24 protein-coding genes are annotated in these 19,324 nt (G+C 66.5%); 14 read left to right on the top strand and 10 right to left on the bottom strand.

The features are described 5' to 3' along the window. Positions 1–4 precede the first annotated feature (4 nt). Both KK7_RS0104355 and KK7_RS0104350 read left to right on the top strand, forming a co-directional pair. Positions 5–430: an ExbD/TolR family protein gene (locus tag KK7_RS0104355; protein ID WP_010543424.1), complete on the top strand. Its 426-nt coding sequence runs from the start codon at positions 5–7 to the stop codon at positions 428–430. Between the two features lie 402 nt (positions 431–832). Further along, the gene (locus tag KK7_RS0104350; protein ID WP_010543423.1) at positions 833–1,189 is read left to right on the top strand and encodes a tetratricopeptide repeat protein; all 357 of its coding nucleotides are present in this window, start codon (positions 833–835) and stop codon (positions 1,187–1,189) included. A 126-nt stretch (positions 1,190–1,315) separates the two neighbouring features. Here the strand turns inward: KK7_RS0104350 and KK7_RS0104345 are convergent, their stop codons facing one another. After that, on the bottom strand, positions 1,316–3,166 hold the full coding sequence (locus KK7_RS0104345) for a methyl-accepting chemotaxis protein (protein ID WP_010543422.1): 1,851 nt from the start codon (positions 3,164–3,166) through the stop codon (positions 1,316–1,318). Positions 3,167–3,336: 170 nt separating this feature from the next. On the opposite strand from KK7_RS0104345, the gene KK7_RS0104340 reads away from it, so the two are divergent. The 4 genes from KK7_RS0104340 to KK7_RS0104325 are packed head-to-tail and all read left to right on the top strand — an operon-like array spanning position 3,337 to position 6,962. Next, positions 3,337–3,780, top strand: a complete 444-nt coding sequence (locus tag KK7_RS0104340; RefSeq protein WP_010543421.1) for a GFA family protein — start codon at positions 3,337–3,339, stop codon at positions 3,778–3,780. Continuing rightward, positions 3,761–4,522 (top strand): alpha/beta fold hydrolase, encoded by a 762-nt coding sequence (locus tag KK7_RS0104335; RefSeq protein ID WP_010543420.1) that lies wholly within the window; start codon positions 3,761–3,763, stop codon positions 4,520–4,522. The genes KK7_RS0104340 and KK7_RS0104335 overlap by 20 nt, the downstream gene beginning before the upstream one ends. 59 nt (positions 4,523–4,581) lie before the next feature. After that, the gene (locus tag KK7_RS0104330; RefSeq protein ID WP_010543419.1) at positions 4,582–6,396 is read left to right on the top strand and encodes a M2 family metallopeptidase; all 1,815 of its coding nucleotides are present in this window, start codon (positions 4,582–4,584) and stop codon (positions 6,394–6,396) included. A 59-nt stretch (positions 6,397–6,455) separates the two neighbouring features. Continuing rightward, a complete protein-coding gene (locus KK7_RS0104325) occupies positions 6,456–6,962 on the top strand; it encodes an SIMPL domain-containing protein (protein ID WP_010543418.1) in 507 nt (168 codons plus the stop codon). A gap of 58 nt (positions 6,963–7,020) precedes the next feature. Here KK7_RS0104325 and KK7_RS22810 read toward each other — a convergent pair whose 3' ends face one another. From KK7_RS22810 to serS, 4 genes are read right to left on the bottom strand one after another with little or no spacing between them, the layout of a single operon-like run. Continuing rightward, a complete protein-coding gene (locus KK7_RS22810) occupies positions 7,021–7,161 on the bottom strand; it encodes a hypothetical protein (protein WP_157999977.1) in 141 nt (46 codons plus the stop codon). A 43-nt stretch (positions 7,162–7,204) separates the two neighbouring features. Next, positions 7,205–7,555 carry a DMT family protein gene (locus KK7_RS0104315; protein WP_010543417.1) on the bottom strand — a complete coding sequence of 117 codons (351 nt, stop codon included), beginning with the start codon at positions 7,553–7,555 and terminating at the stop codon, positions 7,205–7,207. Between the two features lie 6 nt (positions 7,556–7,561). Next, positions 7,562–8,329, bottom strand: a complete 768-nt coding sequence (gene surE, locus KK7_RS0104310) for a 5'/3'-nucleotidase SurE (protein WP_010543416.1) — start codon at positions 8,327–8,329, stop codon at positions 7,562–7,564. Continuing rightward, positions 8,329–9,609, bottom strand: coding sequence for a serine--tRNA ligase (gene serS / locus KK7_RS0104305; RefSeq protein WP_010543415.1), 1,281 nt, complete (start codon positions 9,607–9,609; stop codon positions 8,329–8,331). Before serS ends, surE begins: the two co-directional genes overlap by 1 nt. Positions 9,610–9,724: 115 nt before the next feature. Between serS and KK7_RS0104300 the strand changes: the two genes are divergently transcribed. The 3 genes from KK7_RS0104300 (at position 9,725) to KK7_RS0104290 (ending at position 11,528) form a co-directional block, all read left to right on the top strand. Then, positions 9,725–10,234 carry a host attachment family protein gene (locus tag KK7_RS0104300; RefSeq protein ID WP_010543414.1) on the top strand — a complete coding sequence of 170 codons (510 nt, stop codon included), beginning with the start codon at positions 9,725–9,727 and terminating at the stop codon, positions 10,232–10,234. Between the two features lie 346 nt (positions 10,235–10,580). Then, positions 10,581–11,039, top strand: a complete 459-nt coding sequence (gene dksA / locus KK7_RS0104295; protein WP_010543413.1) for an RNA polymerase-binding protein DksA — start codon at positions 10,581–10,583, stop codon at positions 11,037–11,039. 114 nt (positions 11,040–11,153) lie between these two features. Then, positions 11,154–11,528 (top strand): PilZ domain-containing protein, encoded by a 375-nt coding sequence (locus KK7_RS0104290; RefSeq protein WP_010543412.1) that lies wholly within the window; start codon positions 11,154–11,156, stop codon positions 11,526–11,528. Between the two features lie 199 nt (positions 11,529–11,727). On the opposite strand, the gene KK7_RS21775 is transcribed toward KK7_RS0104290, so the two are convergent. After that, positions 11,728–11,880 (bottom strand): YdcH family protein, encoded by a 153-nt coding sequence (locus tag KK7_RS21775; protein WP_010543411.1) that lies wholly within the window; start codon positions 11,878–11,880, stop codon positions 11,728–11,730. 160 nt (positions 11,881–12,040) lie between these two features. Between KK7_RS21775 and KK7_RS0104280 the strand changes: the two genes are divergently transcribed. Both KK7_RS0104280 and KK7_RS0104275 read left to right on the top strand, forming a co-directional pair. After that, complete coding sequence (locus KK7_RS0104280) at positions 12,041–12,238, top strand: YdcH family protein (RefSeq protein WP_010543410.1); 198 nt, start codon at positions 12,041–12,043, stop codon at positions 12,236–12,238. Between the two features lie 73 nt (positions 12,239–12,311). After that, positions 12,312–12,770, top strand: coding sequence for a DUF1465 family protein (locus tag KK7_RS0104275; RefSeq protein ID WP_010543409.1), 459 nt, complete (start codon positions 12,312–12,314; stop codon positions 12,768–12,770). Positions 12,771–12,773: 3 nt separating this feature from the next. On the opposite strand, the gene KK7_RS0104270 is transcribed toward KK7_RS0104275, so the two are convergent. The 4 genes from KK7_RS0104270 to KK7_RS0104255 all read right to left on the bottom strand — a co-directional run bounded on the left by KK7_RS0104270 (position 12,774) and on the right by KK7_RS0104255 (position 16,180). Further along, entirely contained in the window at positions 12,774–13,718 is a 945-nt protein-coding gene (locus KK7_RS0104270; RefSeq protein ID WP_010543408.1) for an NAD(P)H-dependent flavin oxidoreductase, read from the bottom strand. Positions 13,719–13,829: 111 nt separating this feature from the next. Continuing rightward, positions 13,830–14,354: a gamma carbonic anhydrase family protein gene (locus tag KK7_RS0104265; RefSeq protein WP_010543407.1), complete on the bottom strand. Its 525-nt coding sequence runs from the start codon at positions 14,352–14,354 to the stop codon at positions 13,830–13,832. A 7-nt stretch (positions 14,355–14,361) separates the two neighbouring features. After that, complete coding sequence (locus KK7_RS0104260; protein WP_010543406.1) at positions 14,362–14,592, bottom strand: hypothetical protein; 231 nt, start codon at positions 14,590–14,592, stop codon at positions 14,362–14,364. A 127-nt stretch (positions 14,593–14,719) separates the two neighbouring features. Then, positions 14,720–16,180: a UxaA family hydrolase gene (locus tag KK7_RS0104255; protein WP_010543405.1), complete on the bottom strand. Its 1,461-nt coding sequence runs from the start codon at positions 16,178–16,180 to the stop codon at positions 14,720–14,722. 176 nt (positions 16,181–16,356) lie between these two features. On the opposite strand from KK7_RS0104255, the gene dacB reads away from it, so the two are divergent. The 3 genes from dacB (at position 16,357) to KK7_RS0104240 (ending at position 19,256) form a co-directional block, all read left to right on the top strand. Continuing rightward, complete coding sequence (gene dacB / locus KK7_RS0104250; RefSeq protein WP_237709130.1) at positions 16,357–17,727, top strand: D-alanyl-D-alanine carboxypeptidase/D-alanyl-D-alanine endopeptidase; 1,371 nt, start codon at positions 16,357–16,359, stop codon at positions 17,725–17,727. 132 nt (positions 17,728–17,859) lie between these two features. Next, positions 17,860–18,747 carry a GGDEF domain-containing protein gene (locus KK7_RS0104245; protein ID WP_237709129.1) on the top strand — a complete coding sequence of 296 codons (888 nt, stop codon included), beginning with the start codon at positions 17,860–17,862 and terminating at the stop codon, positions 18,745–18,747. Further along, entirely contained in the window at positions 18,744–19,256 is a 513-nt protein-coding gene (locus KK7_RS0104240; RefSeq protein WP_010543402.1) for a GAF domain-containing protein, read from the top strand. Before KK7_RS0104245 ends, KK7_RS0104240 begins: the two co-directional genes overlap by 4 nt. Positions 19,257–19,324 lie beyond the last annotated feature (68 nt).

The following is a 19,324-nucleotide window of genomic DNA, read 5'->3' as shown; positions in this document are numbered from 1 at the left end:
GACAATGGCAATGAGCGCAGGCCGTGATGACGGCGAGCCGATGATGGACATGAACACGACGCCGTTGATCGACGTCATGCTCGTGCTCCTCATCATGTTCATCATCACCATTCCGGTTCAGACGCATGCGGTGAAGGTCGATCTGCCGCAGCCGAGCAACAACAGCGCACCGCCCGTCGAGCCGGACAAGAACAAGGTCTATATCGACGCGCAGGGCCAGGTGTTCTGGAACAGCATGCCGATCAACGACGTGATGCTGCGCCAGTATCTGGACGCATCGCTGCAGCGTTCGCCGGAGCCCGAGCTGCACTTCCAGCCGGATCCGCAGGCGCGGTACGACGTGGTCGATCGCGTGCTGGCGATCATCAAGCGCGCGAACGTGACGAAGCTCGGCTTCGTCGGCAACGAGCAGTATCGCAACGACTTCTGATCCGCGACGCGGTCGGAGTATTTTGGGAGGGCGGCCCTTCGGGGCCGCCTTTTTTTGTGCCTGTCGTTCGGGGCCATGAGCAGGAGAGGCGTAGCCCCATCGGCCGAGCGATGGCATGCGAGGCTGCCAAGCCCTGCTGGACCCAAGCGGAGGGGGATACCCGGCTTTCCAAGGCATGACACGCGCGCGCAGCCCCGCGCGGCCCGGAACTAAAGACGAGCAAGCGTCGACATCCGAGACGCCCCGAGGATCGGGGCATCGCTAGGGCAAGGGCCCCCTGCTGCGTCGACCCGCAGCGGCTAGGCGCAATTGCGGGGTTGCGGAACCGTCTTCTAAATGTCACTCCTACGTCACCGAAGTGTCATAAAGGTGAAACCTCGGTGTCACGGATAGGAGAGTAACATGTCGATCAAACTTGTCGTCGCGGCCTTGGCGCCGACGTTCGTTCTGGCCTCGCCGGCTGCTGCCCAGGATGGCAGCGTTGCGGCGCGCGAGATCATGACCGGTGCCTATGCCAAGGCCGAGCATAAGCTTCTTGCGCAGATGCAGGCAGGCGAGCGCCCCGAAGTGCAGCTGAACCTTGCCGCCGTCTATTACGCTACCGGCCGTACCGAACAGGCGCGCGCGCTGTACCGCGACGTTCTGGCGCAGGCCAATGTACCGATGAACCTTTCGACCGACCGGACCGCGAACTCGCACACGGTTGCGATGAACGGCTTGCGCTACCTCGAGAAGCGCCAGCAGACCGCGTCGCGCTGACGGGAAGGGGGCGGTGCCGGCCTTGTCCGGCGGCGCCTGACCAAAGGCCACGACTCAAAGGAAAAGCGGGCCAGAGCGATCCGGCCCGCTTTTCCTTTGAGTGCGTCAGTTCGGTAACGACGACCGTCAGAAGGACGCCCAGTCGTCGCCGTCAGCCATTGCCTGAACCGGCACCGCGCGCGTGCCGGCGGCCGCCGGGCCCGTCGGACGCGGCGTGCGAAGCACAGGTGTCCGGAGTGCAGCGGGATGGCCGCCGGTGCGGAAGGTGGCGGCATGGGCGTCGAGCCGCGCGACCTGATCGGTCAGCTGGCGTGCGGCGGCCGAGGTTTCCTCCACCATTGCCGCGTTCTGCTGGGTCGCGCGGTCCATGTCGCCGATCGCCCCGCTGATCTCGCGGATGGCCGTGGACTGTGCCTTGTTGTCGGCGGCGATGCCCCCGAGCAGCTGATGCACTTCCCCCACGGTATTGACGATTTCCGCCAGGGCGTGATCGACCTTCTCGACGGAGCCGCGGGCGATCTCGACCTCGGACTGGGTTACGGTGAGCTGGTCGCGGGCGCGCTTGGCTTCTTCCTCCGCGCGCATGGCGAGGGCGGAGACCAGGTCGGCGACGACCGCGAATCCGCGCCCCGCTTCCCCGGCGCGCCCTGCCTCGACGGCGGCGTTCATGGCCAGAACCCGCGTCTGGAAAGCGATCTTGTCCAGGCCTTCGATGACGCTGTCGATGCCCTTCGCGCTGTCCGAAACGCGGGTCATCGCCTGTACGGCCTCGTCGGCGGTCGACCGGCCGGAGCCGACGACGCCGATCGCCTGATCGGCCCGCTCCAAGGTAACGCCGGCGGCGGTGGCGGTGGCGTCGATCCGCTGATTCATCTGGGTGATGGCTGCGGCGGTTTCCTCGAGGCTGGCGGCGTTGGCCTCGGTGCGGCGTGCGAGATCCTCGGAGGCGCTGGCGATTTCCTGCGAGCCGGTGCGGATCGAGGCGGTGCTTTCGATCACCGAGCCGATGAGCTCGCGCAGGCTGCCGATCGCGGAGCGGAAATGGGTCGCCAGCTTCTCATATTCGACGGGAAAGTCGTGGCCGATATCCGCGGTGAGATCGCCGCCCGACACCTTGGCCAATGCCTGGCCGAGCACGTCCATCGCCCGTTCGCGCGCCGCTTCCGCCGCGCGGTCGCGGGCTTCGGCCTGCTGGCGCGCGATCTCCGCGGCCCGGAAATGCTCGAGCGCCTGTGCCATCGCGCCGATCTCGTCGGTCCCGGCATGTGCGGGGATCGCAACGTCCACCCGGCCGGCGGCGAGCGCGCGCATTGCTCCGGTCATCTGGACCAGCGGCGCGAACATTCGGCGCCCGGCGAACCAGGCGGCACCCGCTACGACGAGGGAGATGATCGCTGCGGAAAGCCCCAGCGACCAGCGCGCGCCGCCAATGGCCCCCAGCACGTCGCTTTCGGGAATGCCGACGAACAGGATGCCGATCGTCTTGCCCGAGGCGTCCTTGATCGGATCATAGGCGGTGAAAAAAGGCTTTCCGAGAATATCCGCGGTGCCACGATAGGGCTGGCCCTTTTCCAGCACCGTCTCGTAGGCGGCGTTGCGGGCGAGCGGGGTGCCCACCGCGCGGCTGCCGTCCGGCTTGGTGAGGTTGGTCGCGACGCGCATGTCGCCCCGGAAGATCGTCGCGGTGCCCCCGACAAGGCGCTTCACCTCGTCGACCGGCTCGTCCCAGTTGTTCAGCTTGTGGGTGCCGACATAGAGATCGTCACCGTCGACCCGAAAGCCCTCGCCATATGCATGGAGCACGCGCCACGCGACGCGCATGTTCACTTCCTGTCGTTCGGCCGCCGTGCGCGCCGCCTGCCCGGTTAGCGCGTGGTCGGCGACGAAGAAGGTGGCGACCGCCAGCCACAGCAGACCCGCGACGGCGAGAAACGTCGTCCGGGTGGCGAGCGGCAGGGTGTGAAAGCGCTTGAGCATCGAAGATCCATGGTGTTGGCGCTGCAGCCCCCAATGCTGCAACCATCCGGTAAGTCCCGTATTCATTATAGATTGGTGTGCGGCACTGCGGCCCACCACGGGCGGCTAGTCTTGATCCTCCGGAAGATATGCTACCGTGCTTTCGGAGATTGTCGGGGAAGGAGAAGAACTTGTCCGAAGACGTCGAAGGCGGGTGCCAGTGCGGGCGGATCCGATATCGCGTGCGGATCGAGAATGACGACGCGTATCTCTGCCATTGCCGCATGTGCCAGCGCGCGACCGGCGGCGTCTCGATCGCGTTCAAGGGCGTGCGCAAGGACAATGTGCACTGGACGCGACCACCGGACCGCTTTCGCTCGTCGCCGATCGCGGAGCGCGGCTTTTGCCGCGACTGCGGGACGCCGCTCAGCTTCGCCTTTCTCGACGGTGACACCATGGACCTGACCGTCGGCAGCTTCGATGCGCCGGCCCGGTTCTTGCCGCGCCACAACTATGCGGTGGAGAGTATGCACGAACAGTGGCTCGACACGACCACGCTCCCCCGATACCGGACCGAGGACAACCCGAACGTCGTCAAACGATGGATGGAAAGCCTTGGCCGATTACCCGACTGAAACGCACCGCTTCGCCAGCTTCGATGGGCAGGAGATCGCCTGGACAGAGATGGGCGAGGGGCGGCCGGTGGTGCTGATCCACGGCTATTTCTCGAATGCCGAGGTGAACTGGATCAAGTACGGCCACGCCGCCAAGCTCGCCGCGCGCGGCCGCCGGGTGATCATGCCGGACCTGCGCGCCCACGGGCACAGCGCCAAGCCCCACGATCCCGCTGCCTATCCACCCGATGTGCTGATGCGCGACAATGTTGCGCTGATCGCACATCTTGGCCTCATCGACTATGACCTTGGCGGCTATTCGCTGGGCGCCCGCACGGCGGTGCGGATGCTCGCCAACGGCGCGACGCCCGACAAGGTGGTACTTTCCGGCATGGGGCTGGACGGGCTGGTCGCCACCAAAGGGCGGGGGGCCTATTTTCACCGCGTGCTCACCAACCTCGGCAGCTTCCAGCGCGGTAGCTCCGAATGGCTGACCGAGGCGTTCCTGAAGACCACCAAGGGCGATCCGGTGGCGCTGCTCGGCATCCTCGACACCTTCGTGGATACTCCGCGCAAGGAGATCGCCGCCATCGTCCAGCCGACAGCGGTAATCTCCGGCGCGGACGACTATGACAATGGTTCGGCCAAGGAAGTGGCGGATCTGCTGCCCTATGGCCTGTTCGTCGAAATTCCCGGCAATCACATGAGCGCGGTGACCCGACCCGAACTAGGCGACGCGCTGGTGGACTTTCTGGCCGGTTGACGGGAGCGGGAATGGCGCGGCAGGGTCTCCGACATTGATGATTTTCGGGGACTAACAGAATGATCCGTAACGGCCTTTCGCTCGTGGCGCTTGCCGCGATGCTGGCGGCGCCCGTCCAGGCGCAGCAGATTGCGGCGCCCACGCCCGCCGATGCCGCAGCCTTCCTCGCGAAGGCGCAGTCGGACGTCACCGCCTTCAACCTGACGGCGCAGCGCGTCGCCTGGGTGAACGCCACCTACATCACCGACGATACCGACGCGCTGGCGGCCGATTACGGCGCCAAGGGCACCGAGATGGCGGTCCGCTTCGCGCTCGACGCTGCTCGCCTCCAGAAGGCGCCAGGGCTTACCCCGGAGCAGCAGCGCCAGCTCACCATGTTCCGCACCGCGCTGGTGCTGCCGGCGCCCACCATGCCGGGTGCCGCGCAGCAGCTCAGCGACATCTCCACGCGGCTCGGTTCCGCCTATGCCAAGGGCAAGGGCACGCGCGGCGGCAAGCCGATCAACGGCAGCGACATCGAAGCCGCGATGGGCACCAGCCGCGATCCCAACGAGCTGAAGGAGATGTGGGTCAGCTGGAACGACAATGTCGGCGCGGCGATGCGACCCGATTATGCCAAGCTGGTCGGCATCGCGAATCAGGGGGCCAAGGAACTTGGCTTCGCCGATACCGGCGCGCTCTGGCGCTCGGGCTATGACATGCCGCCCGCCGAATTCGCGGCGATGACCGACAAATTGTGGAACGAGGTGAAGCCGCTCTATGTCGCCCTCCACACCTATGTACGCCGCAAGCTGAACGAGAAATACGGGGATGCAGTCCAGGCCAGGACCGGCCCGATCCGCGCCGATCTGCTGGGCAACATGTGGGCCCAGGAATGGGGCAACATCTACGATCTGGTCGCGCCCAAGGGCGCCGGCGACCTCGGCTTCGATACGGGCGAGCTGCTCGAGGCCAAGGGCTATGACTGGAAGAAGATGGTCCAGACCGGCGAGGGCTTCTACTCCTCGCTCGGCTTCGAACCCTTGCCCGGCACCTTCTGGGAGCGTTCGCTGTTTCTGAAGCCGGCGGACCGCGAAGTGCTGTGCCACGCCTCGGCCTGGGACATCGACGAGAAGAACGACGTCCGCATCAAGATGTGCATCAAGGTGAATTCGGACGATTTCGTCACCATCCACCATGAGCTTGGCCATAATTACTATCAGCGCGCCTATCAGGCGCAGCCGGCGCTCTATCGCAACGGCGCGAACGATGGCTTCCACGAGGCGATCGGCGATTTCGTAGCACTTTCGATCACGCCCGAATATCTGGTCCAGATCGGTCTGCTCGATCGCGCCCGGGTGCCGAGCGCGGACAAGGATATCGGCCTGTTGCTCCGCCAGGCGATGGACAAGGTGGCGTTCCTGCCGTTCGGCCTGCTCGTCGACAAATATCGCTGGCAGATCTTCGACGGCACTATCCCGGCGAACCAGTATGAGGCGGGCTGGAACAAGCTGCGCCTTCAGTACCAGGGCATCGTGCCGCCGGTGGCCCGCGACGAGACCAAATTCGACGCCGGCGCCAAGTACCACGTGGCGGGCAGCGTGCCCTACACCCGCTACTTCCTTGCGCGGCTGCTCCAGTTCCAGTTCTACAAGGCAGCGTGCGACCAGTCGGGCTGGAAGGGCCCGCTGCACCGCTGCAGCTTCTACGGCAACAAGGAAGTGGGCGCGCGGCTGAACAAGATGCTCGAGATGGGCGCCTCCAAGCCCTGGCCGGATGCGCTGCAGACCTTCACCGGCAGCCGCGAAATCTCGGGCAAGGCGATGGTCGAGTATTTCGCGCCGCTGAAGAAGTGGCTGGACGAACAGAACAAGGGCCAGCCCCAGGGCTGGTAACCGCGCGGGACTTTCTCCTCCGGTTCGTGCAGATATACAGCGAATCGGGGGAGAAGTTGATGCTCGGACGGGGATTTGTGCTGGCCCTGGCGTTGGGTTCGGAGGCTGTCGCCATCGTCCGGACGGACCTGTCGGTCCGCGCGGCATCGCTGGAGGGCGGAAGTACCGCGAGCGGTCTCGTGAAGCCCGATCGCGTCGTGATGACGCTTCGCTATTTGGGCGAGGGCAAGACGCGGGCGGATGCGGAAGGGGCGCTCAAGATTAAGCTGGAGAAGCTGCTGGCGGTCCTGAAAGCGGAAGGCATTGCTCCCACCGCCATCAGGGACCTGACGCCGCAGGAAGCCGACAAGATCTTCTCCAACGTCGTCGAGACGGTGGAGGTCGAGGACGTCGAAAGCAGCGAGGCCGAGGCGAGCAAACCGAACTTCACGCTTTCCGAGATCAAGAAGCTGATCCTCCCGAACGCCGATCAGGCCAATGCGGTGAAGGCCAAGCTTCTGGCGCTGGACGTGAAGATCGACGACATCGCCATCGAGCCGGATATGGCCGCGGCCGAGAGGCCTTGAACCGAGTCCTGACATCACATGTAGCCGGGCAGGCGCCTAATGTGGCGTCGCCTTGCGGCTATTCCTCCCCATGCTTGTCGGGAGCCATGTTCTCGTCGACGACTCCGGCATTCCATTCGGCAGAGCTGTCGGTGCCGTCGGGCTGATGGGTCGTGCCTGGCTGGGCCTCGGGCGTCTCGCGGGTCGGTTCGGGGTTCATGGCGCTCTTCTCTGCGAGAGGAGTGCGCCGATGCCGCTGCGGTTCAGCTGTGTGTGCGGAACAGAAAGAAGGCGCCGGCCGCGATCAGCGCGAAGCCGATCAGGTGGTTGAGCGTGATCTTCTGCCCCAGATACAGCACCGAGAAGCCGGCGAAGACGGTGAGCGTGATCACCTCCTGCATGCCCTTGAGCTGCGCCGCCGAATAGACCGCGCTGCCCATGCGATTGGCGGGGATGGCGAAACAATATTCGATCAGCGCAATCCCCCAGCTGGTAAGGATGACCATCAGGATCGGCGCGTTCTTGAACTTCAGGTGCCCGTACCAGGCGAAGGTCATGAAGATGTTGGAGATGAACAGCAGCGCGATCGGCAGCAGGCGATCCAGCATCGGCATCTGCGCTCAGCCGGTATAGGCGCCGCGCAGCCGGTCCATCGACTCGCGGTGGGTGAGGTCCAGGTGCAGCGGCGTCACCGTGACGAAGCCCGCCTCGATCGCGTCGAGATCGGTGTCGGGCGCCGCCTGGTGCGGCTGGCGGCCCATGGCCAGCCAGTAATAGGGGAAACCGCGCGGATCGAGCCGCTTGTCGAGCGCTACCCGGCCATAATCGCGCAGGCCCTGCGCCACGACCCTGATGCCCTGCACCGCATCGGCCTCGATCGGGGGGAAGTTGATGTTCACCATCGTGCGCGGCACCCAATCCGTGTCGAGCAGCGGCCGAAGCGTACGTTCACCCCAGATTTCGGCAGTATCGAACGGTACGGCGTCCCCCATGCCGTTGCGGGCGTAGCGCTGGCTGAGCGCGATCGAGCGAATGCCTGCCAGCGCGCCCTCCATCGCTGCCGAGACGGTGCCCGAATAGCTCACGTCTTCGGCGAGGTTCCCGCCGCGGTTGACGCCGGAGAGGATCAGATCGGGCTTGGCGTCCTTCATCACCTCGGCGAGCGCGAACATCACGCAGTCGGTCGGCGTGCCCTTTACCGCATACCGATTGTCGCCGTGGCGGCGGACGCGGAACGGCTCGGTGAGGGTGAGCGAGCGCCCCTTGCCCGATTGCTCCTCGGCCGGCGCGACAACGGTGATATCGTCGGAAATCGTCCGCGCGATCCGCTCCAGCACCGCCAGACCACGGGCGTGATAGCCGTCATCGTTGGTGAGGAGGATCCGCATCAGCCGCGCGGTTCGAGCAACGTGAGCCCGCCCAGATAGGGCTGGAGCACCGCCGGCACCGCCACCGCGCCGTTTTCCTGCTGATAATTCTCCAGCACCGCGACGAGCGTGCGGCCGACCGCGAGGCCCGAGCCGTTGAGCGTGTGCACGAAGCGCGTGCCCTTCTCGCCTTCGGGGCGGTAGCGCGCGTTCATCCGGCGCGCCTGGAAATCGGCGCAGGTCGAGCAGGACGAGATCTCGCGATAGCGGTCCTGGCCGGGCAGCCATACTTCGAGGTCGTAGGTGCGTGCGGCCGTAAAGCCCATGTCGCCGCTGCACAGCTTCATCCGGCGGAAGGCGAGGCCCAATTTGGTCAGCACGTCCTCGGCGGCGGCGGTCATCCGCTCATGTTCGGCCTCGGACTGGTCGGGGGTGGTGATCGACACCATCTCGACCTTTTCGAACTGATGCTGGCGGATGAAGCCGCGCGTGTCGCGGCCCGCCGCACCCGCTTCGGAACGGAAGCAGGCGGTGAGCGCGGTGAGGCGGAGGGGGAGTTCGTCCTCGCCCAGGATCTTCTCGCGCACCGCGTTGGTGAGGCTCACCTCAGCGGTGGGGATCAGCCAGCGGCCGTCGGTGGTCTGGAACAGGTCCTCGGCGAACTTGGGCAGCTGGCCGGTGCCGAACAGCGCCTCGTCGCGCACCAGCAGCGGCGGCACGCATTCTTCATAACCATGGCTGCCGGTCAGCGTGTCGAGCATGAACTGGCCGAGCGCCCGGTGCAGCCGCGCCGCCGTGCCGCGCACGAAGGTGAAGCGCGCGCCGGACATGGCGGCACCCGTCTCGAAATCGAGGCCCAGCGCCGGGCCGATCGCGTCATGCTCCTTCGCGGCGAAGGCGAAGTTGGGGATGATGCCGCGCTCGTGCACGAACACGTTGTCATTCTCGTCCGCCCCCTGCGCCACGTCGGGATACGGCAGGTTGGGCAGGGCCGCGAGCCGGCCTTCCAGCTCTTCGCCAACGGCCTTTTCCTCGGCCTCGAGCATGGGAAGACGCTCCTTGAGGATTGTCACCTCCGCCATCAGCGCGGCGGCGGTTTCCTCATCCTTCTTCGCCTTGGCAGCGCCGATCGCCTTCGACGCCTCGTTGCGGCGGGCCTGGCCCGCCTGCAGATCGGTCACCAGCGCGCGGCGACGCTCGTCCAGCGCCAGCAGCGACTCGGACTGCGGCTCGAGGCCGCGCTTGGCGAGGCCCTGGTCGAAGGTTTCGGGATGGTCGCGAAGGAAGCGGATGTCGTGCATGGGCCTAGCCTATGGCGGGGGGGCGCACACCGCGCAAGCCCGCGTACCGGTCGCCTCGCAACCCGGATACGACCCGCTCGTTCCTTCCTTGTTCGATCAGCGAGAGGAGAGCGTGATGAAGGTTCCGCACGATGCGATGGTGGTGGTTGTCGACGGCCGCAAGCTGCTGATGCTGCGCAACCACGGTGACGCCGACTATCCGAACCTGCAGGTGGTGCAGAAGAAGCTCCACCCCAATCCCAAGACCTCGGACCAGAAGACCGATTCGTCCGGCGGTGCCTCGTCCACACAGTCGGGCGCGGGCGCGCCATCGGCGGCGCAGGGCGGTTCGATGCACGCTCGGGGCGGCGGTGCCCAGTTCGCGCCCTCGCGCGGGACGATGGGCGAGACCGATTTTCACCAGCTGGAAGAAGAACGCTTCGCGGCCGAGGTTGCCGGGATGCTGCGGGACGAGGCACTCCATAACAGCTTCGAATCGCTGATCATCGTCGCCTCGCAGAAGACGCTGGGCGAACTGCGCAAACACTATCATCCCAGCGTATCCGAGCGGCTGAAGGGCGAACTGGCCAAGGATCTGACCGATCATCCGGTACCGGAAATCGAGGCCGCGCTGCGGAGCGCCTGACCGAGACATGCGGCTGCTGCAGCCGCCGCGCGATTCTGCCTGGCGCCGTCTTCCGCTCGTCCCCGGCGGAGCCAGGGAGGTCGCGCGTGCCGGCATTGATCCTTAATGTTCGGTTTCAGGACGAAGCCCCTTGGTCAACGATCTTGGCATCGCAACTTGTTGCGCTACGCTGCGGAAAATGGCTCCGGCGGTTCAGCATGGGCTAATTTCTACCGGAGTACAGGGGATTGGAGCGAAAAGCTTTCGCAGCATCCGCTTGTTAACGGCTGAGTGCGAAAGTATAGCGCCTGCGGGCAATGCGGTCTCCCGGCGGTTGGATAACGGGGGATCGGTGTGGAGAGTGGGAATGGCGACTGTTGTGGGCCGTTTTGACGAGCACGTTCCTCCCGCCGCGAACGACGGCGACGATGGATACCGACCGAGCGACGACGAACCCTTTATGAATCCCCGGCAGCAGGAATATTTCCGCGCCAAGCTCAACGCCTGGAAGGACGCGATTTATCGCGAGGCGGCGGGTACGCTGAACCAGCTGCAATCGGAACCGCTACGCGAGGCGGACCTGACCGACCGGGCCTCCAGCGAGACCGACTGGTCGATCGAACTGCGCACGCGCGATCGGCAACGCAAGCTGATCTCGAAGATCGACGCGGCGCTGCGCCGGATCGACGAAGGCGAATATGGCTATTGCGAGGTAACCGGCGAGCCGATCCCGCTCGCGCGGCTCGAGGCTCGCCCCACCGCGACGATGACCGTCGAGGCGCAGGAGCGGCACGAGCGCAACGAGAAGATCAGCCGGGACGAGTGAAATCTACGTCGGAACCCGCTCCGGCAAAATACCGGAGCGGATTCCGGTTAATTCTTTCGTTAAGACTTGCTGGTCTACTCCCTTCGGGTGCGAATCCGAGTTTGAGAGCCAGCCATGGACCAGCAGTCTTATATTTCCGCCAGCCCACTTTCGGCCGATGACTTCGCCGGCAAGCGGAGCGGTGCCCGCGACAGCCTGCTGTTGACCGCGCAGTTCCGTGTCGAAGGGCAGGATGCCGTCACGGTGCGCGTCCGCAATCTTTCTTCAGGCGGCCTGATGGCCGAATTCACCGCACCGATCGGCCTGCGGACGCCGGTCGAGGTGGAAGTTCGCGGCGTCGGCTGGGTGAAGGGTAAGATCGCATGGGCGGCGGAAGGGCGAGTCGGCGTAGCCTTCGATAACGAGATCGATCCGAAGCTGGCCCGCAAGCCGGTGGGCGGCGGTACCCAGACGCCGGTCTATGTTAAGCCGATCCTAACGCGCCGCTGACCGCGCGACTCAACATCCAAGCCCAGAAAAAAAGGGTCCGGTGACTGCCGGGCCCTTTTCCTTTTGGCAGATTTCAATCGACCTGACACGGGGCGGACGAACGGTGCGGAGTCGCAAGGCATTGCGCCGGTGCGGGCTCGCGCGGCGGTTGGTACCGCGCGAGCACAAGATCACGGCAAATAAACTGTGGATGATGGACCTAGCGGGCCATCTCCTCCTTGACGCGCAGTTTCTGTTTCTTCAATTGCGCTAGCAGCATTTGATCGGGGAGGGGGCGCTGTGTTTCGACAGCGATTCGCTTGTCCAACTGGGAATGCTTGGCGTTAAGTGCCGAAAGATGCCCGGTATGCATGAAGCAGTCCTCCTTCAACGACTCTGAGGGGACGCAACTACATCATGTTTCGCGCGGCTTGTCGCGTGCAGAATCATCACTGATCGACAGATGGGCGAAAAGCCGCGATGATCCGTGCCGCGGGCACTCGCCCGCACGAATCGGGCGCACGGGGGCATGGATGGACGAGAGCGAGATTCGGCGACGGCTGGAGACGTTGCGCGCCGAGCATCGCGACCTGGACGCGGCGATCGCAGCGCTGGTGGATACGGGCACCGGCGACCAACTGCAGGTCGCCCGGCTGAAGAAGCGCAAGCTCAAGCTTCGCGATGAGGTTTCGCAGCTGGAGGACCAGCTGATACCGGATATCATTGCATGACCGTTCCAAGCTGGGGCGGGCGCTTGTTTTTGGGGCTTTCCGCCGGGGGCGCTCCTGTGGCACCGGTATCTGCATGAGGGGGCAGCAAACCGCCACGATCCATCGACGACTCGTCGACTCGCTCTATGTCGAGGCGATGGTGCTGGCCGACGAGGCGCGCGGTTATTTCGACCAGCTGGGCCGGGATGAGCGCGAGACGCTGGATGCGCTGAATCGCGTCGCCTTTTCCTGTGAGTCGCTCAAGGTGACGACCCGGTTGATGCATATCATCGCCTGGTTGCTCACCCAGCGTGCGGTGGACGTCGGCGAACTGGCCATGGACGAGGCGCGATCGCCAGCCCGCCGGCTGGGGCCGGCCCCGGAGTCCGATGCTGCATTGCTCGCCGAGATGCCCGTACAGGCCGTCGGCATCATTCGGTCCAGCATCGACCTTTACCGTCGCGTTGCGCGGCTCGACTCCTCGCTGGACGTGCCCTTGGTTGTGCCAAGCCCGGCACGGCGCATGCTCGATCGCCTGGCAGGGGCGTTTTAAACCCTATAGCGCCAGCCGCGCCCGCGCCGCGGCATATTCCTCGGCCAGGCGGGCGACGCGGGCGCCGGCCGGCTCAACGGCGTGCACAGCGCCGATGCCCTGGCCCGAACCCCAGATGTCCTTCCACGCCTTGGCACCGCCGAAGTTCATCGCGCTGGGATCGCTTTCCGGCAGATTTTCAGGGTCGAGGCCGGCATTGACGATAGAGGCGCGCAGATAATTGCCGTGCACGCCGGTGAACAGGTTCGAATAGACGATATCCTCGGCCCGGCCGTCGACGATGGCTTGCTTGTAGGCGGCAATGGCGTTGGCTTCGTCCGTGGCGATGAAGGGTGAGCCGATATAGGCGAGGTCGGCGCCCATCGCCTGGGCGGCCAGAATGGCCCCGCCGGTCGCGATCGAGCCGGACAGGGCCACAGGGCCGTCGAACCATTCCCGCACTTCCTGGACGAGCGCGAAGGGGCTCAGGCGCCCGGCATGGCCGCCAGCGCCCGCAGCTACCAGGATCAGGCCGTCCGCGCCCTTTTCGACTGCCTTGTGGGCGAAGCGGTCGTCGATCACGTCGTGCAGCGTGATGCCCCCCCAGCCATGCACCGCGTCGTTGAGTTCGGGGCGCGCACCGAGGGAGGTGATGACGATCGGCACCTTCCACTTGGCACAGGTAGCGACGTCTTCCTCCAGCCGGGGGTTCGAGCGGTGGACGATCTGGTTGACCGCGAACGGCGCGGCCGGCGTGTCCGGATGGTCGCGGTCCCAGGCGGCCAGTTCCTCGGTGATCCGGTGCAGCCATTCGTCGAGCTGGCTCTGCGGCCGCGCGTTCAGCGCGGGGAACGAGCCCACGATACCCGCCTTGCACTGGGCGATGACCAGTTCGGGGCCGGAGATGATGAACAGCGGCGAGCCGATGACCGGGAGCCGCAGACGATCGAAAAGTGCCGGTAACGCCATGGCCAAGTGATACCGCAGCTACGAAGCCTGTCTAGGCTGGCCCTGCGGACGTTACGGCAAGCGATCGTTCCGGTGGGCGCGCGGCCCGAATCGATTCGCGAAGGGTGCGACTCAGTCGAGTCGCACCAGGCCTTCGGCATAGTCGCGCTGCTTCGCGGCGTAGAGGGCCGCGCTCGCCCGCAGCATCGCGCGCTGGGCATCGTCGAGCGGGCGGACGGCGCGCGCCGGGCTGCCGACGATCAGGTGGCCGGCAGGGAATTCCTTGCCTTCGGTGACGAGTGCTCCGGCGCCCACCAGGCATTCCGGCCCGATCACCGCACGGTTCAGGATGATCGCGCCCATGCCGATCAGCGTGCCGTCGCCGATGGTGCAGCCGTGCAGCACGGCGTGGTGGCCCACCGTCACCTCCGCCCCGATGGTCAGCGGGGCGCCGGGATCGGAATGGAGGATCGCACCTTCCTGCACGTTGCTGCGCGCGCCGATCACGATCGGGGTGTTGTCCGCCCGGATCACGGCGCCGAACCAGACGCTTGCGCCTTCGCCCAGCTGGACGTCGGCGACCAGTTCGGCGCTGGGGGCAACCCAGGCGTCGGCGGCAAGCTGCGGCGCCCTGCCGCCGAAGGCATAGAGCGGCATCTGCGATTTACAGCGCGAAGCTCTCGAACCCGGCCGGGAGCGGCATCCGCAGGCCCAGCGCCAGCGCCAGCGCGACCGCCCCCAGCAGCAGCGCGAGGGTGGAGGAGAGCGAGAACAAGCCCCAGCCGACCATCGTGACGATCGGCGCATCGTCGCGCTGCTCGCGGCGGTTGCGCTGCATCGTCAGCAGCACGAAGCCGGACGCCATCGCATAGACGAAAACGAAGAATTCAGCCATTTCCGCACCCCGATCTCTGCCCCGCTTTCGGCCCTAACCCGTTCAGCTTGCGGCATCAATGCAGGGGAATTGCGGATCGCCGCGATGCAGCAAGCGTTGGCCGCATCCCGCCGGAACCAGGCGAGGATCAGAGCGTGACCCCCCGCTTCCAGATCGCGATCTCGCGCTCGCCATTGCGTTCGGCGGCGGTCGGCATGCCCGACGCGATCTCGGCGATGCGCGCCAGCAAGGCGGAGGCGGCGTCGTCCATGCTCTCGGCAAGCACCTGGCCTGCATCGAAATCGATCCAGCCCGGCTTGCGGGCGGCAAGGTCGCTGTTGGAGGCGATCTTCACCGTCGGCACCGGGAAGCCGAGCGGCGTGCCGCGTCCGGTCGTGAACAGGATGACGGTGGCCCCCGCCGCCGCCAGGGCTGTGGAGGAAACCGCGTCGTTGCCCGGTGCCTCCAGCAGGGTCAGCCCGCGTCGTTGCACCTGGCTGCCATAGCCGAGCACGTCGGTGACGGTAGCATGGCCCGCCTTCTGCACCGCGCCCAGCGACTTTTCCTCAAGCGTGGTGATGCCGCCGGCGAGATTGCCGGGCGAGGGGTTTTCCGAGACGGGCTCTCCGTGACGGGTGAAATAGGCCTTGAAGCCGTTCACCAGTGCCACGATCCGGTTGAACACGCCCTCGTCCTCGGCGCGCGCCATCAATAGCTGCTCGGCGCCGAAGATCTCGGGAATTTCGGTGAGGATCGCCGTGCCGCCTGCCGCGGTAACTGCATCGCTCATGCGTCCAACCAAAGGGTTTGCGGTCAATCCTGAGAATCCATCTGAACCGCCGCACTTGACGCCGAGCACCAGCTCGGAAAGCGGCACTGTGGTTCGCACGCACTGTTCGGCCTGTTCGACAAGCGCTTCCACGAGAAGGATTCCTTCCTCGATCTCGTCGCCCGCTGCCTGAGCGCCGATGGTGCGCAGGTTCGGCTGCGAGATACCGGCGAGCATGTCGCGCATCTGGTTGGATTCGCATCCCAATCCGACGAGCAATACGCCGCCGGCATTCGGGTGGTTGGCCAGTGCCGTCAGGATGGCACGGGTGCCCTCCAGGTCGTCGCCCAGCTGCGAGCAGCCAAAGGGATGGGCAAAGGCGTGGATGCCGTCGACCCGCTCGCCGAAGCGGCGGGCGGCCTGCTCGGCGATCTTCTCCGCCGTGCGCCCGACGCAGCCGACGGTAGGCAGGATCCAGATCTCGTTACGGGTGCCGACCCGTCCGTCCGCCCGGCGATAGCCGAGGAAGCCGGGGCCGTCCCGGGCGGGTGCCGCTTCGAAGGCGGGGCGATAGGCATAGCTGCCGCTGGTCTCCAGCGCGGTCGCGACATTGTGGGTGTGCACATGTGCGCCCGGGGCAATCGCCTGCGTCGCCCGCCCGATCGGGAAACCGAATTTGTGCACCGGCGCGCCGGCCTCGATCGCCCGCAACGCGACCTTGTGCCCCTTCGGCACGGGCTGGGCGACCGTCACGCCCAGCGCGGCTTCTCCGGCGTCGATGTCGCGCAGGGCGGTGGCGACGGGGTCGCGAGGGTCGATCTGGAACAGGGCAGGGGTCATGGGCACCGACTATAAGGCTGGCGGCGGTACGGAGAAATGCCGCCGTGATTTCAGCGATACAGGTAACCGGTGTCGCTTCCGACGCAAGGGGAAAGCCGTCGCTTTCCGAAGCGATCGGGCGGCGATAGGCTGGTGCGATGTATCGTCCTCCGTTCGTCCGCCGGCTTCTTTGTCTGTTGCTTCTGCTGCTGGCCATGCCGGCAGCTGCACAGTCGCTGCAGGATCAGGTGACCGCGCAGCTGGCGCAGGCGGGCCCCGGCACCCGCTTCGGCATGGTGGTGGTCGATGGCGACGGGCGCGAGATCCTTGCCATTCGCCCGGACGAGCGCTTCACGCCCGCCTCCACCACCAAGCTGATGACCACCGCGGCCGTCTTCGCCCGCCTGGCGGTAGCCCGGCCCGATGCCGAGGCCGGGACGGTGGTGCGGCTGGAGGGTGACGATGTGGTGCTGGAGGGGCATGGCGACGCCCGGCTGTCGAGTGCCGACGACTGCACCGTGGATTGCCTGGCAACGCTGGCCGATGCCGTCGCCGGCCGGACCCGGGTGGTGAACGACGTGATCGGCGACGATCGCGCCTTCGTGGATCTCCGCTGGAGCCCGGGGATGAGCTGGAACAATATCGGCACACGTTCCGGGGCGGCCGTTTCGGCGCTCACCCTCGACGACAATCAGGCCCCGGTGCGCATCGCCCCGGGGGAGTCCGGTGGGGCGCTGCATGTGGAGGCGCCGGCATTCTGGACGCTCGACAACCGGACGGCGACCGTTGTCGGGCAGGGAACGCCCGTCGCCCTCGATCGCGCGCCGTTCGACCGCGTCCTGCACCTCACCGGCACGCTGGCCGCGGGGGCGGCGCCGCTCGTCCGGCGCGTGCCGGTGGACGATCCGGCCGAATGGGCGGCCTGGCGCTTCAAGGCGATGCTGGAGGCGCGCGGCGTGGCGGTGCGCGGCACCGTGCGGGTGCGGCATCGCCATGGTGCCGTGCCGGTCGAGGCTAAGGACGCCCCGCCGCTGGCGCAACTGGTGCCGCCGCCGCTGGTCGAGGACCTCCGGCACACCAACAAGACGAGCGACAACCTCCATGCCGAGCTCCTGCTGCGTCGCCTGGGCGGTGGATCGATCGAAGCGGGTGGAAAGCTGGTGGAGGACATGCTGGCCGAGGCGGATCTGCCGCGCTGGAGCTACGGCCTTGCCGACGGATCGGGCATGTCGACGTACAATCGCATCACCCCGAGGGCGATGGTCCTGTTCCTGCGCTGGGCCGAGGGGCAGCCTTGGGGCGCGGCCTGGCGGGAAACCCTGCCGGTCGGCGGCGCGGACGGTACGCTCGCCCGCCGCTTCCGCAAGGACGCAGGCGCCGCGCGGATCGTCGCAAAGACGGGAACGCTGGCCGGCACCCATGCGCTGGCCGGCTATATCGAGACGGGGAACGGGCAGCGGCTGTGCTTCGCGCTCTACGCTGCGGACGCGCCGTTCGGCGCCCCCGTGGTGCCGGCAATGGATGCCGCAGTGGCCCTGGTGGCGGCGCAGGCGGGGGCGGCCAAGTAGTTTTCCGGAGCGGCGTCTTTCGTCGGGTTATGTTTCGAGCCTGTTAAGCCATCGTGGCGCAAAGGACTGACATGTAAGGGGGAGTTGGTTCGCGTGAAGGCACCGCCGCCGCAATCGGCCTTGATCAAGGCCATGATGCGCAGTTTTCGATGGACGATGTGGCTCAGCCGTCGCCAAGCCTGGCTTGCGGTCATGGCGGCACTGTCCGTCACGACCGTTGCGGACTGGCTTACCGGGCCAACGGTCTCGATGACCATCGGCTATCTGTTTGTCGACTGTTTGGCCGCCTGGACGCTGCGCGAGCGCGCCGGCATCGGCGTGGTGCTGTTCACCGTCGCGCTCAGTTCGTTGGTGAACGGTTTCGGCTACATCCCCGCGGTCGACCTGACGGGCCTCTCGACCACGGTGGCGATCTGGAACACGCTGACGCGCGCATCCTCGGCCATGATGATCGTGCTGCTGGTCGCCACGCTGCGCCATTCGATCGACGTCGAGCGGTGGCGCGCCTCGACCGACTATCTCACCCGCTCGCTGAACGGCGGCGCGTTTCGCAGCAAGATCGAGCGGGTGGCGCGGATGGCGCGCCGTCGCGGTGCGACGCTGCTGCTGCTCTACATGGATCTGGACGGCTTCAAGGCAGTGAACGATCGTCATGGCCATGCCGCGGGCGACGAGGTGCTGCGGCGCTTCGCGGACGAGGCGCGGGCGCGGATGCGGGCTGACGACCTGTTCGCGCGGCTGGGCGGCGACGAGTTCTGCGCCTTCCTCGCGATCGAGAGCGAGGCGGTGCCCGAGCAGGTCGCCGAGAGCCTGCATGCGCGGCTCAGCGACGCGCTGCGCGCCACCGGCTATGCCGTCACCTGCAGCATGGGCGCGGTGGTGATCGACGCGGGCTCCGCGGCCGATACCGAACGGCTGATCAGGCTGGCCGACGAAGCCATGCTGGAGGTGAAGCGCAACGGCAAGAACGCCATCCGCATCGCGTTCGACGCACCGGCCGAACTGCGGCGGGCGGCATGACGCTGCAGTTCTTCTCCGCCGCATTTCGTCCCGAAAACGAGGGCGCGCGCCAGCGTGCCGTGCAGGGCCTGCCGCCGCTGGTGCCTGCGGATCCGGCGCTGCACGAACTGCTGGAGGCAGTTCGCGTCCTGCTGCGGACCCCGATCGCGATGCTGACGGTGACCGACGGCGAGGTCCAGCGGGTCGCCGGGGCGCTGGGGATCGAGCCAGTGGAGCTGCCGCGCTCGATCGCCTTCTGCTCGCATACCATCGCGACCGCGGAGGGGTTGCTTTGCGTACCGGATCTGCGCGTCGACCCCCGGTTTCGCGCCAATCCGCTGGTCGTCGCCGGTCCGCGCATGCGGCACTACACCGGCGCGGCGGTGTGCAGCGGACCCTTCCCGATCGGCGCGCTGTGCGGGCTCGATGTCCGGCCGCACGGTCCGGCCTCGTTCCGCCAGCGCGCGGAACTGCGCCGGCTGGCCGATGCCGCGGCGGAGCGGATCGGCGCGACGCCAAGGCAGGGCTGAGCGACGCGGTTTTCCGTTCGCGGACCTGCGGTTGCTTGGAAAGCGCCGGTTCACCCGCTAGGTCCCGA

The sequence above is a fragment of the Sphingomonas elodea ATCC 31461 genome (genome assembly GCF_000226955.1).
Classification (GTDB): Bacteria; Pseudomonadota; Alphaproteobacteria; order Sphingomonadales; family Sphingomonadaceae; genus Sphingomonas; species Sphingomonas elodea.
Note: the sequence above shows the minus strand (reverse complement) of the source record. Positions and strands in the feature narration are given on the sequence as shown.

Coding starts and splice junctions, on each gene's coding strand:
- KK7_RS0104355 (WP_010543424.1), top strand. CDS start 5: ATGGCAATGAGCGCAGGCCGTGATGACGGCGAGCCGATGATGGACATG.
- KK7_RS0104350 (WP_010543423.1), top strand. CDS start 833: ATGTCGATCAAACTTGTCGTCGCGGCCTTGGCGCCGACGTTCGTTCTG.
- KK7_RS0104345 (WP_010543422.1), bottom strand. CDS start 3,166: ATGCTCAAGCGCTTTCACACCCTGCCGCTCGCCACCCGGACGACGTTT.
- KK7_RS0104330 (WP_010543419.1), top strand. CDS start 4,582: ATGATCCGTAACGGCCTTTCGCTCGTGGCGCTTGCCGCGATGCTGGCG.
- KK7_RS0104325 (WP_010543418.1), top strand. CDS start 6,456: ATGCTCGGACGGGGATTTGTGCTGGCCCTGGCGTTGGGTTCGGAGGCT.
- KK7_RS22810 (WP_157999977.1), bottom strand. CDS start 7,161: ATGAACCCCGAACCGACCCGCGAGACGCCCGAGGCCCAGCCAGGCACG.
- KK7_RS0104315 (WP_010543417.1), bottom strand. CDS start 7,555: ATGCCGATGCTGGATCGCCTGCTGCCGATCGCGCTGCTGTTCATCTCC.
- surE (WP_010543416.1), bottom strand. CDS start 8,329: ATGCGGATCCTCCTCACCAACGATGACGGCTATCACGCCCGTGGTCTG.
- serS (WP_010543415.1), bottom strand. CDS start 9,609: ATGCACGACATCCGCTTCCTTCGCGACCATCCCGAAACCTTCGACCAG.
- KK7_RS0104300 (WP_010543414.1), top strand. CDS start 9,725: ATGAAGGTTCCGCACGATGCGATGGTGGTGGTTGTCGACGGCCGCAAG.
- dksA (WP_010543413.1), top strand. CDS start 10,581: ATGGCGACTGTTGTGGGCCGTTTTGACGAGCACGTTCCTCCCGCCGCG.
- KK7_RS0104290 (WP_010543412.1), top strand. CDS start 11,154: ATGGACCAGCAGTCTTATATTTCCGCCAGCCCACTTTCGGCCGATGAC.
- KK7_RS21775 (WP_010543411.1), bottom strand. CDS start 11,880: ATGCATACCGGGCATCTTTCGGCACTTAACGCCAAGCATTCCCAGTTG.
- KK7_RS0104280 (WP_010543410.1), top strand. CDS start 12,041: ATGGACGAGAGCGAGATTCGGCGACGGCTGGAGACGTTGCGCGCCGAG.
- KK7_RS0104275 (WP_010543409.1), top strand. CDS start 12,312: ATGAGGGGGCAGCAAACCGCCACGATCCATCGACGACTCGTCGACTCG.
- KK7_RS0104270 (WP_010543408.1), bottom strand. CDS start 13,718: ATGGCGTTACCGGCACTTTTCGATCGTCTGCGGCTCCCGGTCATCGGC.
- KK7_RS0104265 (WP_010543407.1), bottom strand. CDS start 14,354: ATGCCGCTCTATGCCTTCGGCGGCAGGGCGCCGCAGCTTGCCGCCGAC.
- KK7_RS0104260 (WP_010543406.1), bottom strand. CDS start 14,592: ATGGCTGAATTCTTCGTTTTCGTCTATGCGATGGCGTCCGGCTTCGTG.
- KK7_RS0104255 (WP_010543405.1), bottom strand. CDS start 16,180: ATGACCCCTGCCCTGTTCCAGATCGACCCTCGCGACCCCGTCGCCACC.
- KK7_RS0104245 (WP_237709129.1), top strand. CDS start 17,860: ATGATGCGCAGTTTTCGATGGACGATGTGGCTCAGCCGTCGCCAAGCC.
- KK7_RS0104240 (WP_010543402.1), top strand. CDS start 18,744: ATGACGCTGCAGTTCTTCTCCGCCGCATTTCGTCCCGAAAACGAGGGC.